Here is a 12,693-nt window from a genome sequence, read left to right as displayed (position 1 = left end):
TCTAATACAGGCTGAGTTTTTAAAGTGCTAAGTGTAGCTACTTATCAACTTTTTCTCTATGATGCGACAATAATTAATTGCGATAAAGCATTCTTGGTTAATGAGACAAATGAAGCATCAGTTTAAATTTAATCCTTTAGCGACTGCGATCTTAACCCTTCTTTGCGGCAGCTCAGTATCAAGCTATGCGGCATCGCCAGCTTCTGCGGAAAATGACGCAGAGCAATTAAAACAAACGATTTCGGAAGCTTATCCAGGTCAAAGCTTTTTTGAACAATATTATGTAGACAAATCCGCACCCGAAGCGCAGCAGCGTGCAGGACATCAGCTCAGTTCAGCGTATTGCCAAGGCGCATGGGTCACTCCCATCGCATCGGATATTAAAGCCGTGCCTTCAGATCAGGCGACGTCCACCATCACTGCAGATTATGGCCACTTTGACCCCAACGGCGACTCTATTCTTGAAGGCAATGTCATCATTGATCAAGAAGGCCGTCAAATCCGCGCTGACCAAATTAAAATTGATAAGACCCAAACTTACGCCAATGCATCAGGCCACGTTCAAATGGCGCAAGCTGGCCTGCTCTCGCAAAGCGACTCGATTAATTACAATCTAAAAACACAGCAAGGCGATTTAAGCAACAGCTTATACATTGCTGAACAAACCCATGCGCATGGCAGCGCAGAAAAAATTTCACGCACGTCAGCACAGACGGTCGAGCTAAAAAATGCCACTTACAGCACCTGCCCTCCGGATGAAAAGCCGACTTGGAAAATTCAAGCCAACACCATTAAGCTTAATCAGGAAACCGGCCGCGGTGAGACTACAGGAACAAAACTGTATGTAAAAGATGTTCCTGTGATGGCTGTGCCGTATTTCAACTTCCCTATTGATGACCGCCGGACTACAGGCATTTTAACGCCAAGCTTCGGCTTCACCAATGACGGCGGTATCGAACTTGGCGTACCGGTGTATCTGAATCTTGCGCCGAATTATGATGCCACCCTTACACCGCGCTATATCAGTGCCCGCGGCCCAATGCTGGAAGGCGAATTCCGCTACTTAACGGAAAACTACGGTGAAGGCATGATCTGGGGCGGCTACCTGCCTTCAGATAAAAAATATGACGACCAAGACCGTAAAGATTTGCACATTTTGCATAAATGGGATCTTAACCAGCAGTTCAGCACCAATGTAGATTTCAACTACGCATCGGATAAAGATTATTTTACCGACTTAAACAATAACCCGAACTCAAAAACCGACTTGAACCTGCGCCGCGCGTGGGAACTCAATTATAAAAACGGCATCCCCGGCCTTAAAGCGCAGCTGAAAGTTGAAAATTTTCAAACGCTGGATAATACGGTCAAAGACGAAGACCGCCCTTATGCCCGTTTGCCGCAATTCCTGCTGAACTATAAGCATGGCAGCCCCTTAGGCCTGCAGTACGAGTTTAATCACGATACCGCCTATTTTAAGAAAGACATTTCCGACTTCAACAGCACAAGCGCTGAACCTAGCGGCACGCGCATCTACAATGATTTCGCAGTGCGCTACAATTACCTGACGCCGTGGTCTTTTGTCATTCCTGAAGTCTCTGTCCGCAGCATCAACACCTTCTATGATCAGGACACCATTAATGCGCAGAACATCAACTCTTCAAATGAGCGCAAATCCACGATTGTGCCGCAGTTCACGTTGGATACCGGCCTGACATTTGAAAAAGATGGAAAATTCCTGCAGACCTTAACCCCTCGGCTGTTCTACGCCTATGCGCCTTATAAAAATCAGGACAGCAGCCCAAACTTTGATACAACCACAGCGTCCATCAACTATGACCAGCTGTTCAGCCCGAACCGTTTCTACGGCCATGACCGCTTAGAAGACAACAACTTTGCATCTCTAGGCCTCAGCTACAGCCTATTTGACAGCATTGGACTGGAACGCCTGAAAGCCAGCGTGGGGCAAAGCTTCTACTTTGAAGACCGCCGCGTAACACTCAATAATACGTCCGATGAATTTGACCGCGAGCGCCGCACAGGCCCTGTGGTTAACGTATCCAGCCAGCTGTCTGAACGTTTCAGAGTCAGTGCAAATGGCGCATGGATGTCCAACGGCGATAATGCGCAGCGTGATGTACAGCTGTACTACACAGGCGATAAGGGCAACCTCTACAATATCGGTTATTTTAACCGCCGGTACTTGCCAAACCGTCAAGACAGCTACGATCAAGCGGTTGCATCCTTCATTCAGCCCGTACACAACAATTGGCGGCTGGTGGGTCATGCACAGTACGACCTGGACAACAATGTCGCCCGTGAATACCTGCTTGGCGTCAACTATGAATCGTGCTGCTGGGGCGTATCAGTCTATGGCCGCTCTTATTATAATGATTTGGACAATGTCAACGATGACAGCGTAAAGCCAAAACGCGCGATCATGGCAGAATTTACTCTGAAGGGCTTAGGCGGTTTCAACAATAAACTTGCATCTTTATTGGAAACCCGAGTATTAGGCTTTAATAATATCAATCAAAATTGGACAGAACGTTAATGAACACACTACAGTTAAAACGCGTTTTTAAAGCGACAGCACTTGCTCTTTGCCTATCTGCATCATTACCAGCCTTTGCTGCTCAACCTAAAGATGAAGTTATTGCTGTTGTGGACAATAGCGTAATTCTGCGCAGTGATTTAGAACAGAGCATTGCCGAACTCAAACACCAGCTTGAAGTGCAAAAGAAAACAGTACCGCCAGAACAGTATTTGCAGCAGCAAGCGCTAGAACAGCTCATTATCCGCCAGGCGCAGCTCGAACAAGTCAAGCGCTACAACATTAAGCCCGATGAAAAAAGCTTAAATGAGGCGGTATTAAAAGTTGCAAAAGACTCGGGCTCACCAAGCCTGGAAGCTTTCCAGCAAAAACTGGATAAAATTGCGCCCAATACTTATGCATCATTACGCAGCCAGATTGCCGAAGATTTAGCCATAAAACGCCTGCGCCAGCAAATCGTAACATCACGCATTCAAATCAGTGATGCAGATGTCAAAAACTTCTTAAATTCACCGCAAGGCCAAGCAGCGATTGGCAATCAAGCGCATGTTCTGCACATCCGCATTTCAGGTAATGAAGCCGCCGCTCAGAAAGTGGCAAAAGAGGTAAAAGCTGAGCTTGCGAACAGCAATGATGTCGCGGCAATCGGCAAAAAATTCTCTACCGGCACTATCAAAGTTGAAGGTGCAGACATGGGATTCCGCAGCTTATCTGACATTCCTGCCGAGCTGGCTGCCCGTGTAAGCCCGCTGCAGGATGGTCAAACGACTGAGCTGATTCCTGTGCGTGACGGCATTCATATCTTAAAACTGGTAGAGCGTAAAGGCGGTGACCAGAAAGCCATCGTTCCGCAATATCAAACGCGCCATATCCTGATTCAGCCCTCTGAAGTTGTTAGCCCTGAAAATGCGAAGCAAATGATTGACAGCCTGTACAGCCGCCTGCAAAAAGGTGAAGATTTTGCTGTATTGGCATCGACATATTCAAATGATCCCGGCTCTGCCCGTGATGGCGGCAGCTTGGGCTGGGTTACACCGGGCATGATGGTTCCAGAGTTTGATGATAAAATGAAAAATACACCGAAAGGTCAAATCAGCGAACCATTCCAATCACAGTTTGGCTGGCACATTCTTCAAGTGACCGATACCCGCCAGCAGGATATGACCAAAGAATATCAAGAGCGCATGGCGCGGCAGCTGCTGGGTGAACGTCAATTTGATGCGGAATTGGACAGCTGGCTGCGGGAAATCCGCAACAATGCATTTGTAGACATTAAAGATGCCAGCCTAGACCGCAAAAAGAATAAGCCTTAAGGTGATTGATAAAAAACCAGCTGATCAGCTGGTTTTTTATCATCTTCTCAAAAGCAAAAAAGCCTCTTTATAAAAAGAGGCTTTTTAAAAAATTCTTAATTAACGATTATTTTCGTCATCTTGAGAATCTTCAAATTTAGTTTCGCCGTCAAAACCAGAAGCTTGACCGCCGAAGCCGCCTTGACCGCCGAAGCCGCCGCCTTGACCGCCGAAGCCGCCTTGACCGCCGAAGCCGCCGCCTTGACCGCCGAAGCCGCCGCCTTGACCGCCAAAGCCGCCTTGACCGCCGAAGCCGCCTTGACCGCCGAAGCCGCCGCCTTGACCGCCGCCGAAGCCGCCGCCTTGACCTTGAGCACCGCCGAAGCCGCCTGCACCTTGAGCACCAGCAGGAGCGCCGGCAGGACGCGGATTACGCGCTGGAACAACAGTAGAAATGGCGTGTTTATAAACCATTTGACTTACAGTGTTTTTCAGTAAAACCACATATTGGTCAAAAGATTCAATGTGACCTTGTAATTTAATACCGTTCACAAGGAAAATAGAAACTGGAATACGTTCTTTACGGAGAGAATTTAAGAACGGATCTTGTAAAGTTTGACCTTTAGACATGTTATAACTCCAAAAAAAAAATTAAAAAATCAGCGCAAAACTACCTTTATTTTTCAATTAAAAATTATAAAAAAGGCAGTAGCTAAATTTTGCTTTATCCGTGGCAGTTTCGCAAGTCTTCTTGAGCCTGCTCGATAGTAAAATATGTAGTAAATTTATGCTTTTCTTGCAAAGATCTTAACCAAGTATATTGACGTTTAGCAAGTTGTCGTGTTGCAAAGAGCGCTCTATCCTCCATTTCCCGCTGTTTTTCACCAGTTTGATCACTTTTTTTCAAAAAATCGAGTGCTTGCCGATAGCCAACGGAGCGCATGGAAGGAAGATTCTCATCTAAATCGTATTTTTTCATCAAGCCTTTCACTTCATTTAAAAATCCGATTTCCCACATAATTTCTAATCGTTTTTCTATGCGCTTATGCAATTCTAATCGATCAGGCATCAAAGCATAATTATGAAAATTGTACTTATATGGTAAATTTTTAGGCTGCTCTGCCTGCAGTTTTGTAATTGGTTCGCCTGTGAGCTTAAAGACCTCCAAAGCTCGGGTGATCCGCTGTTTATCACTCATCTTAAACCTTTGGCCCGCCAAAGGATCGACTTGACAAAGTTCAGCATACACAGCCTCCCAGCCTTCCCGCGCCGCTTTTTCCTCAATCTCGGCCCGTACCGCGTAATCTGTGCCAGGCAGATTGGAAGACAATCCTTCCAGCAATGCTTTGAAATACAGCATTGTTCCGCCGACTAAAATAGGGGTTTTACCGCGCGAATGCATATCCTCAATCAGCGCACTGGCATCATCGACAAATTGTGAAGCCGAATACACCTCCAATGGACTGATAAGGTCAATCAGATGATGCGGGTAACGCGCCTGTTCCTCTTGCGTGGGCTTTGCTGTGCCAATATCCATATCTTTGAATACCAGTGCAGAATCGACGGAAATCAGTTCAAAATTGCCCTGTTCATAAAGTTGACATGCCAAAGCGGTTTTCCCGCTCGCAGTAGGCCCCATTAAATTGATGACCGGCAGTTGATTTGACATGTAACGCTACTCTCCCCGAGCAAATAATTTATCAAGCTGTGCCAATGGAAAGGCGCGCCATGTTGGGCGCCCATGATTGCATTGGCTGGCAAATTCGGTTTGCTCCATTTGCCGGAGCAAAGCATTCATTTCTGAAAGGCTTAAAATGCGGTGCGCGCGCACAGCGCCATGGCAGGCCATGCCTGCCAAAATCTGGTCGCGTTTTTGCAGCAAGCCCTGCGCCTGATCATTCGGATCTAAATCATGCAGCAATTCAGGAATCAAGGCATCAAAATCCGCCTTATGCAGAATAGCGGGCACTCCTCGCACGATCACCTGCTCATCGCCATACTGATCTATGTCCAGCCCTAAGCGCGCCAGCTGCTCTTTTAAATCGTCAATGCGCGCAGCCCGCATGCGGCTGATCGGCACCACTTTCGGAATCAGCAGCTGCTGTGAAGTCCAAAATTCCGGCTTATCCCATGCCGCTTTCATCTGCTGCAGAACAATCCGCTCATGCGCCGCATGCATATCAACAATAATCAGGCCTTCGGTGTTTTGCGCCAATATATAAATGCCATGCAGCTGAGCGATCGCGATGCCTAAAGGATGCTCATCCACTTTCGCTGCGATGTGATTTTCTAATGACTCGGTTTGAAGGCTATCTGCCGAGGCATCCCGCAGCGGCGCCAAGTAGCTTTGCAGCGCATTATTCAGTTTTTGCGAACCGGCATACTGTGAAGAATAGCCGGATGCATAGCCAGCCGCATGATTTGAAGCGGAAGGCTGCAGATAAGACACAGATTGCGGCTGCACCGAATTAAAATCACTTAAGCCGTCCGGTAGAGCTGCTTCTTGAGCTGGCGCTGCGGCAGATTCCGCAGCCTTATGCAGCAGGAACTGCTCCTGATAGCGCGGCTGCGGCTGAAATGCGTCTTGTACAGGCGCTTGATCATCCTGCTTCATTGCAGATGCCAATTCAGCCGAGGCGGTCTGGAACTGTGATAAAGTCGCTTTTGCATAGTGGCGTACAAATTCATGTACTTCGCGCTGATTCAAAAAGCGGATTTCATGTTTGGTCGGATGCACATTGACATCAATATTTTCTGGATCGACTTCCAAAAACAGTAAATAGCCTGCATGCTGATGGCCGTGCAAAATTCCCTCATAAGCCATCCGCAGCGCATGCGAAATCGTTTTATCTTTAACAATCCGGCCATTCACATAAACATACTGCAAATCGGCCTGTGCACGCGCATCTGAAGGATGTCCCAGCCAGCCGTTTAAACGCATATTGATGCTGTCTGCATCGATCCAATAGGCATTTTGAGTGAATTGACGGCCCAGCATCTGCTGAACACGCTGGAACCGCAGCTCGCCGCTGTCAGCAACAGGTAAATTCAGCTTAATGCTGCTGTTATGCTCTAAAACAAAGCGGATATCAAAATGCGTCAGCGCCAGACGGCGGACGATTTCTTCAATATGGCCAAATTCTGTACCCGGCTTCTTTAAAAATTTACGGCGCGCCGGGACATTAAAAAATAAATCCTGAACTCGAATCTGCGTGCCTTTGGCAGAAGCAACGGCTTGAATTTCCTGATGATCAAATGCAGTACCGTTAACTTCGACCTGATAACCCACGCCGTCTTCATCCTGACTGCTGATTAAGGTTAAGCGCGATACAGCAGCGATGGATGCCAAAGCTTCACCGCGGAAACCTAAGCTGACAATGGCCTGCAGATCATCAGCTGTTTGTATTTTGCTGGTGGCATGGCGCATCACTGCCAAGGGCAAATCTTCTGCATGTATCCCCCGGCCATTATCAATGATTTCAATCAGCGTGCTGCCGCCTTGCTCAACCCGAATAATCAGTTCGGTTGCACCTGCATCAATGGCATTTTCCAGCAGCTCTTTTACCACAGAAGCTGGGCGCTCAATCACTTCACCGGCAGCAATCTGATTGGCTAAGGCAGGATCGAGCGTCCGGATGCGGCGAGCGCTGACATCATTCATCATACAAAATGCTTCTCTAAAGCCTGCTGTAAATTTGTTGAAGACCACGTTAATGTGGCATGGCGGACTAAATTATCGTCTGATTTTTCAATATTGATAATTAAATCCGCTTCCGGTATTTCTTCACCGCCTTTGGATGGCCACTCAAACAAAAACAGCGCATCGGCAGTTTCCAAATAATCACGGATGCCCATCAATTCCAACTCATAAGGATCATTGAGTCGGTATAAATCGAAATGAAAAATATCTTTGCCTTGAATATTATACGGCTCTACCAAGGTATAGGTTGGGCTTTTTACCGCGCCCTTGTGGCCCATAGCCTGCAGCCAATAACGCGTGAGCGTGGTTTTTCCTGCACCTAAATCGCCAATTAAATAAATGACACCCGCTGTGAAATTCTTTGACAAAATTTCAGCCAGGTTTTTGGTATCTTCTTCATTATTTAAAGTCAGATTAAATGAGTGCTGCATACTGCTCACGACATGTACTTAAAGAGCAAATATGATAGCATCGCACAGCTTGAAAAGCCTATTTCTTGGCGTTAGATTGTGTATTTTTTACAATCTGGCGGCTTCAATCCATCCAGTCAAAGTGATCCAATGCCTGCTATGCACCCTGCCGACTTTACACCACCCATGCTGCATGGCGTCAGCGCCAGTAAAGTTTTCCTAAAGCCTTCGCCGTCTTCCATTCAGACGGTTTTCGCTTACATGTGCCTGCAGTTCCCGCATATTGAAACAGCCGAATGGCAGCAGCGTTTTATGGATGGTTTGATCTATGATGCCAAAGGGCAACAGCTGCGGATAGACAGCACATTTCAGGCTGGCAGCCACGTATTTTATTACCGTTTTCTGAAGCGCGAAATTCATGTGCCCTTCGAACATGCCATTTTATTTGAAAATGATGATTTGCTGGTGATTGATAAACCGCATTTTCTGACCATCAGTCCGACTGGGCAATATGTGCAAGAAACTCTTCTGGTCAGGCTGAAGAACCAAATGGGCAATGAACAGCTGAGCCCAATTCACCGTTTAGACCGTGAAACTGCTGGAGTGGTCTTATTTTCCAAACGGCCTGAAACACGCGGCATTTACCAGCAAATGTTCGCAGACCGGCAAGTGCAAAAAACCTATCATGCGGTTGCAACCTACGATTCGGGCCTTCAATTTCCGCAGACGGTTCGCCTGAATATGGACAAGGGGCAGCCATTTTACACCATGCAGGTATGTGAAGGCACCCCCAACAGTGAAACAGAAATACAGCTGCTGGAGCACAATCAGCTGTGGGCCAAATACCTGCTAAAGCCGCATACAGGCAAGCAGCATCAGCTGAGAGTCCATCTCAGCCATTTGGGCTTACCAATCAAAAATGATCCATTCTATCCAAAAATTGCACATAAAGTGGATGATGATTTCACGTCACCATTGCAGTTATTGGCAAAACATCTTGAATTTAAAGATCCTATCACTTTGAAAGCACTGCAATTCAGCTCAAAAATGGAATTGACCCTCTAAATTACACTGTAATATGGATGTCATTACATTTTTTTAGATTTTCTGCGTTTAGCTATTGAAATTCGATGAGTTTTGATTAGAATAAATGCGAAAAGTTAAGTAATTTAAAGCTTTCTAAAATTATGAGAAAAACCGAAGTTTATCAAATCCGTCTGGACTCCCAAGAGAAAAAACAAGCTTTTGCTGTATTTAAGCAATTAGGGATTACGCCTGCCCAAGCAGTTCGCCTTTTTTTTAAACAAGTTGTACTGACAAAGTCTATCCCCTTCTCGATTGAAAATCAGAACATTAATTTAGAACAGCTGATTCGGCTACGAAAACTTAAGCAGCAGGATGCCAAATCTGTACAGCCCGATCTGATTGATACTGAACAGGCAGATGCATCAGAAACTGACCTGCTGCTAGATGATGAACATATCGATTTGTTTGAAGAGCTGAATGCCATTTTAGGTGAAAGTGACAAAAGTTAACACTGTCGCATTTACAAACAATTTAAAAATCATCAACTTCTGAATTTTGGTTATGCTTCATGCAAAGAGATAATAAAATGCATGGAGACAACAATGATTGTAAGACGCGCATCAGAACAGGATTTGACCCAGCTGGCCGTATTATTTGATGAATACCGCCAATTTTACGGCGCATCTTCCAATCTGGATTTATCCTATAAATTTTTAAAACAGCGCTTCGACAATCAGCAAAGTGTGTTTTTCATCCATATCAAAGATGATGTATTTACCGGCTTTATCCTTCTTTACCTTGGCTTTTCTTCTGTCGCCTGTTCAACTTACTATATTTTAGATGATGTTTATGTGCGGCCGGTTTACCGCCGCCAAGGCTCCGCCAAACAGCTGATTGATACCGCGATTTTATTTGCGCGCCATGAAAATGCGCTGCGCATTACCTTAGAAACCCAAAAAAGCAATTATCAATCCCATCAGTTGTATGAAGCCATGGGCTTTGTGAAAGATGATGAATTTCAAACTTACCACTGCTTTTTAAAGTAAACCGGCCCCTTCCGCCCGCTATGAAAAGCTCAGCTGAAAATGCAGCCGCACTGTTCATATTTGAATCAATTCTCTCGGATTTTGGCCAACTCAATTTGTTCTGATGACAGATACATCCATTCGCCTTGCGGCAAATTATCCAAATGACTTAAATTCAGCTGGCCAACTTGCACACGGCGCAGCTGTTCAACTTTATTGCCTACCGCTGCCAGCATGCGCTTAACTTGGTGATAAACACCTTGATGAACGGTCATTTGCAGCTGCCGTTCAGCCAGACTCTGCACATCTGTCGCAGCAAATACACCCGCTTCATTACGCAGTTCTACGCCCTGTTCCAGCTGCTCGATTTGCGCTGCGGTGACTGGATCTGCAGTATGCATCTGATAAACCTTTGCCACATGCTTTTTGGGATGCGTCAGCGCCTGCAAAAACTGCCCGTCATCCGTCAGCAACAGCAGGCCCGTTGTATCTTGATCTAAACGGCCTACACACTGCAAGCCGCGGTTCATCAGCACATCATCAAACAATTCAAATACGCTGAAATGGTGTGTGGCCTGATGTGAGCATTCATAGCCTTGCGGTTTATTTAAGGCGATATAAACTTTTTCACGGTATTCAAAGCTTTCGCCATATACCGAAAATTCCAGCTGCTTCAGATCAGCTTTATATTTCAGATTATCGACCACCTCGCCATGGATTTGAACTGCGCCGCTTTTAATCAGCTGCTGGCAATATTTCCGTGAACCAAAACCTTGCGATTGCAGCATTTTTTCCAACAACATAAAAGCACATCTCAAAAAATCACAGCTCATTCTAATGTATCGTGATCAGAAACCCAATCTTGGGCCATATTTATCTATGCTGTGAATAAGCTTGGAAATGGCTGGCGAACCCTTAATTTGTGCAATAAAAAATATATAAAGCGCAATCTGGATGAATGCATGGCCTGATCACTGTATACCTGAACTTCTGGCCCGGCTCACCAATGCATCAGCTTAAAGCGGTGAAATCCGCTATAATCCCATCAATAATGCAAAATTTAGTACGCGTGATGAACCTGTCCAGCCTGGATTTAAACCTGATTGTTCTATTGATTTTATTGGCCTGCGGGATATTCAGCCATAATTCTGCCGTATCCATTGCCGCGGGGGTGCTGATCGTGTTCCGCATCACCCCTTTAAATGAATTTTTCCCTTATCTGCAGCAGCATGGCTTAAATATTGGCATCATTATTTTAACCATTGGCGTGCTCACCCCCATTGCCAGCGGCAAAATCCCAGGTGACGCCATATTGAAATCCTTTCTCAGCTGGAAGTCGCTGCTGGCCATTGCTATTGGCTTATTGGTGGCTTGGCTGGGCGGACGCGGCGTGAAGCTGATGTCGAATCAGCCCGATATTGTAGCGGGCTTGCTGATTGGCACTGTGGCTGGCGTAGCCGTATTGCGCGGCGTACCTGTTGGCCCTTTGATTGCTGCCGGAATATTATCCCTACTGATTGGTTCAGGGCAATAATAAAGCCGTAAAGCACACTATTCACAACTTATTTTTCGGCCATAAAATAAGCAGCGCCTAAAAATTGAATTGGCCATAATAGTGGCTGAGAACGGCTGAACGGCATTGCCAAAGCCAGCTATCGAAGCATTAGAAATACAGCGTGCTGTATTCGAATATTTTTTCGCACGCTGTATGCAGAAGCAGGATTTCTAGCAATGATGCCTGTACAAACGCCTCAAGCTTATAGTGATGATGAATGAACACAGTTTTAGTGTGCGCAAAGCGCCAATCTGCTTTTACAGGCAGCTGAACTTGGCGCTAAGACTGTCCCTTAGAGCTACTGCTTCTATACGCTCACCGTCAGCACGCCTTGAAAGATAAAGTAGCAGCCGACTGCAGTTAATAAGCCCGCAAAACATTTTTTCAGCATTTGCGGTGATAGCGCATGTGCCGCTTTAGCGCCTAACTTTGCCGTAAAGAAACTCATGCTGCTAATCCCTAAGAACGCATAAATATGAACATAGCCAATACTGTTTGCGATCTCAACTTTCTCTTGCGCGCCAAAAAACATAAAGCCCGCTGCTCCGGCAATTGCTATGGATAAACCGCATGCGGCTGATGTGCCAACAGCTTTTTGCATGAGCACGCCATAATGATTGAGATAAGGGACTGTTAAACTGCCGCCGCCGATGCCAAAAATTGCAGATGCAATGCCAATTCCTGTACCGGCACAGACTTGCTTAGCTGCTGAGGGCAGGACTCGAATCTGCTCGACCATTTTTTTGGCCCCCATGAACATGCCATATGCCACCCAAAGGGCGAATATGCCAATAATTAACTGCAGCTTTGCACTCGACAGCAATCCGGCAATACCCGCTCCTAAAAATGAACCCACCGCCAAACCCGGCGTTAAATTTTTGAATACTGGCCAAAGTACGGCGCCGTTTTTATTATGTGCCATCAATGAACTGATCGAGGTCACGATAATCGTTGCGAGCGAAGTGCCTAAAGCTAAATGCATTACAATTTCAGGACCATAGCCCATCTGTGTAAACACCACATACAAGAGCGGCACGATGATCAGCCCGCCGCCCACACCAAAGAGCCCGGCAGCAAATCCCGCCAATGCCCCTATTGCTAAAAAAATAATTAATTCCACGGCATACTTAC

The 12,693-nt window shown here is 46.1% G+C and carries 12 protein-coding genes; 6 read left to right on the top strand and 6 right to left on the bottom strand.

Features of this window, described 5'->3' with window-relative positions; genetic code table 11:
* Window positions 1-109: 109 nt before the first annotated feature.
* Both OKC24_RS08685 and OKC24_RS08680 read left to right on the top strand, forming a co-directional pair.
* Window positions 110-2,554 carry an LPS-assembly protein LptD gene (locus OKC24_RS08685; protein ID WP_130145921.1) on the top strand — a complete coding sequence of 815 codons (2,445 nt, stop codon included), beginning with the start codon at window positions 110-112 and terminating at the stop codon, window positions 2,552-2,554.
* On the top strand, window positions 2,554-3,867 hold the full coding sequence (locus tag OKC24_RS08680) for a peptidylprolyl isomerase (protein WP_130145919.1): 1,314 nt from the start codon (window positions 2,554-2,556) through the stop codon (window positions 3,865-3,867). Before OKC24_RS08685 ends, OKC24_RS08680 begins: the two co-directional genes overlap by 1 nt.
* Before the next feature lie 99 nt (window positions 3,868-3,966).
* Here OKC24_RS08680 and hfq read toward each other — a convergent pair whose 3' ends face one another.
* The 4 genes from hfq to tsaE form a co-directional block, all read right to left on the bottom strand.
* Window positions 3,967-4,476: an RNA chaperone Hfq gene (gene hfq, locus OKC24_RS08675; RefSeq protein ID WP_265464974.1), complete on the bottom strand. Its 510-nt coding sequence runs from the start codon at window positions 4,474-4,476 to the stop codon at window positions 3,967-3,969.
* Window positions 4,477-4,570: 94 nt separating this feature from the next.
* Window positions 4,571-5,515: a tRNA (adenosine(37)-N6)-dimethylallyltransferase MiaA gene (miaA, locus tag OKC24_RS08670; RefSeq protein WP_005008976.1), complete on the bottom strand. Its 945-nt coding sequence runs from the start codon at window positions 5,513-5,515 to the stop codon at window positions 4,571-4,573.
* Between the two features lie 6 nt (window positions 5,516-5,521).
* On the bottom strand, window positions 5,522-7,510 hold the full coding sequence (mutL, locus tag OKC24_RS08665) for a DNA mismatch repair endonuclease MutL (RefSeq protein WP_265464973.1): 1,989 nt from the start codon (window positions 7,508-7,510) through the stop codon (window positions 5,522-5,524).
* Window positions 7,507-7,977, bottom strand: coding sequence for a tRNA (adenosine(37)-N6)-threonylcarbamoyltransferase complex ATPase subunit type 1 TsaE (tsaE, locus tag OKC24_RS08660; protein WP_130145911.1), 471 nt, complete (start codon window positions 7,975-7,977; stop codon window positions 7,507-7,509). Before tsaE ends, mutL begins: the two co-directional genes overlap by 4 nt.
* A 138-nt stretch (window positions 7,978-8,115) precedes the next feature.
* Between tsaE and OKC24_RS08655 the strand changes: the two genes are divergently transcribed.
* The 3 genes from OKC24_RS08655 (at window position 8,116) to OKC24_RS08645 (ending at window position 10,028) form a co-directional block, all read left to right on the top strand.
* Window positions 8,116-9,021 (top strand): pseudouridine synthase, encoded by a 906-nt coding sequence (locus OKC24_RS08655; protein ID WP_131276548.1) that lies wholly within the window; start codon window positions 8,116-8,118, stop codon window positions 9,019-9,021.
* A 122-nt stretch (window positions 9,022-9,143) separates the two neighbouring features.
* Entirely contained in the window at window positions 9,144-9,491 is a 348-nt protein-coding gene (locus OKC24_RS08650; RefSeq protein WP_005008965.1) for a type II toxin-antitoxin system RelB/DinJ family antitoxin, read from the top strand.
* A gap of 93 nt (window positions 9,492-9,584) precedes the next feature.
* Complete coding sequence (locus tag OKC24_RS08645) at window positions 9,585-10,028, top strand: GNAT family N-acetyltransferase (RefSeq protein WP_130145909.1); 444 nt, start codon at window positions 9,585-9,587, stop codon at window positions 10,026-10,028.
* 65 nt (window positions 10,029-10,093) lie between these two features.
* On the opposite strand, the gene OKC24_RS08640 is transcribed toward OKC24_RS08645, so the two are convergent.
* Entirely contained in the window at window positions 10,094-10,810 is a 717-nt protein-coding gene (locus OKC24_RS08640; RefSeq protein ID WP_130145907.1) for a pseudouridine synthase, read from the bottom strand.
* A gap of 269 nt (window positions 10,811-11,079) precedes the next feature.
* On the opposite strand from OKC24_RS08640, the gene OKC24_RS08635 reads away from it, so the two are divergent.
* Window positions 11,080-11,541, top strand: coding sequence for a DUF441 domain-containing protein (locus OKC24_RS08635; protein WP_035361800.1), 462 nt, complete (start codon window positions 11,080-11,082; stop codon window positions 11,539-11,541).
* Between the two features lie 328 nt (window positions 11,542-11,869).
* On the opposite strand, the gene OKC24_RS08630 is transcribed toward OKC24_RS08635, so the two are convergent.
* Entirely contained in the window at window positions 11,870-12,682 is an 813-nt protein-coding gene (locus tag OKC24_RS08630) for a sulfite exporter TauE/SafE family protein (protein ID WP_130145905.1), read from the bottom strand.
* Window positions 12,683-12,693: the final 11 nt, after the last annotated feature.

Source organism: Acinetobacter entericus (assembly GCF_026168575.1).
Taxonomy (GTDB): Bacteria; Pseudomonadota; Gammaproteobacteria; order Pseudomonadales; family Moraxellaceae; genus Acinetobacter; species Acinetobacter bouvetii.
This window is presented reverse-complemented; position numbering and strand designations above follow the sequence as displayed.

What these genes read in the sequence shown, in the direction of transcription:
- OKC24_RS08685 (WP_130145921.1), top strand. Translation starts at nt 110, where the DNA reads ATGAAGCATCAGTTTAAATTTAATCCTTTAGCGACTGCGATCTTAACC.
- OKC24_RS08680 (WP_130145919.1), top strand. Translation starts at nt 2,554, where the DNA reads ATGAACACACTACAGTTAAAACGCGTTTTTAAAGCGACAGCACTTGCT.
- hfq (WP_265464974.1), bottom strand. Translation starts at nt 4,476, where the DNA reads ATGTCTAAAGGTCAAACTTTACAAGATCCGTTCTTAAATTCTCTCCGT.
- miaA (WP_005008976.1), bottom strand. Translation starts at nt 5,515, where the DNA reads ATGTCAAATCAACTGCCGGTCATCAATTTAATGGGGCCTACTGCGAGC.
- mutL (WP_265464973.1), bottom strand. Translation starts at nt 7,510, where the DNA reads ATGATGAATGATGTCAGCGCTCGCCGCATCCGGACGCTCGATCCTGCC.
- tsaE (WP_130145911.1), bottom strand. Translation starts at nt 7,977, where the DNA reads ATGCAGCACTCATTTAATCTGACTTTAAATAATGAAGAAGATACCAAA.
- OKC24_RS08655 (WP_131276548.1), top strand. Translation starts at nt 8,116, where the DNA reads ATGCACCCTGCCGACTTTACACCACCCATGCTGCATGGCGTCAGCGCC.
- OKC24_RS08650 (WP_005008965.1), top strand. Translation starts at nt 9,144, where the DNA reads ATGAGAAAAACCGAAGTTTATCAAATCCGTCTGGACTCCCAAGAGAAA.
- OKC24_RS08645 (WP_130145909.1), top strand. Translation starts at nt 9,585, where the DNA reads ATGATTGTAAGACGCGCATCAGAACAGGATTTGACCCAGCTGGCCGTA.
- OKC24_RS08640 (WP_130145907.1), bottom strand. Translation starts at nt 10,810, where the DNA reads ATGTTGTTGGAAAAAATGCTGCAATCGCAAGGTTTTGGTTCACGGAAA.
- OKC24_RS08635 (WP_035361800.1), top strand. Translation starts at nt 11,080, where the DNA reads ATGAACCTGTCCAGCCTGGATTTAAACCTGATTGTTCTATTGATTTTA.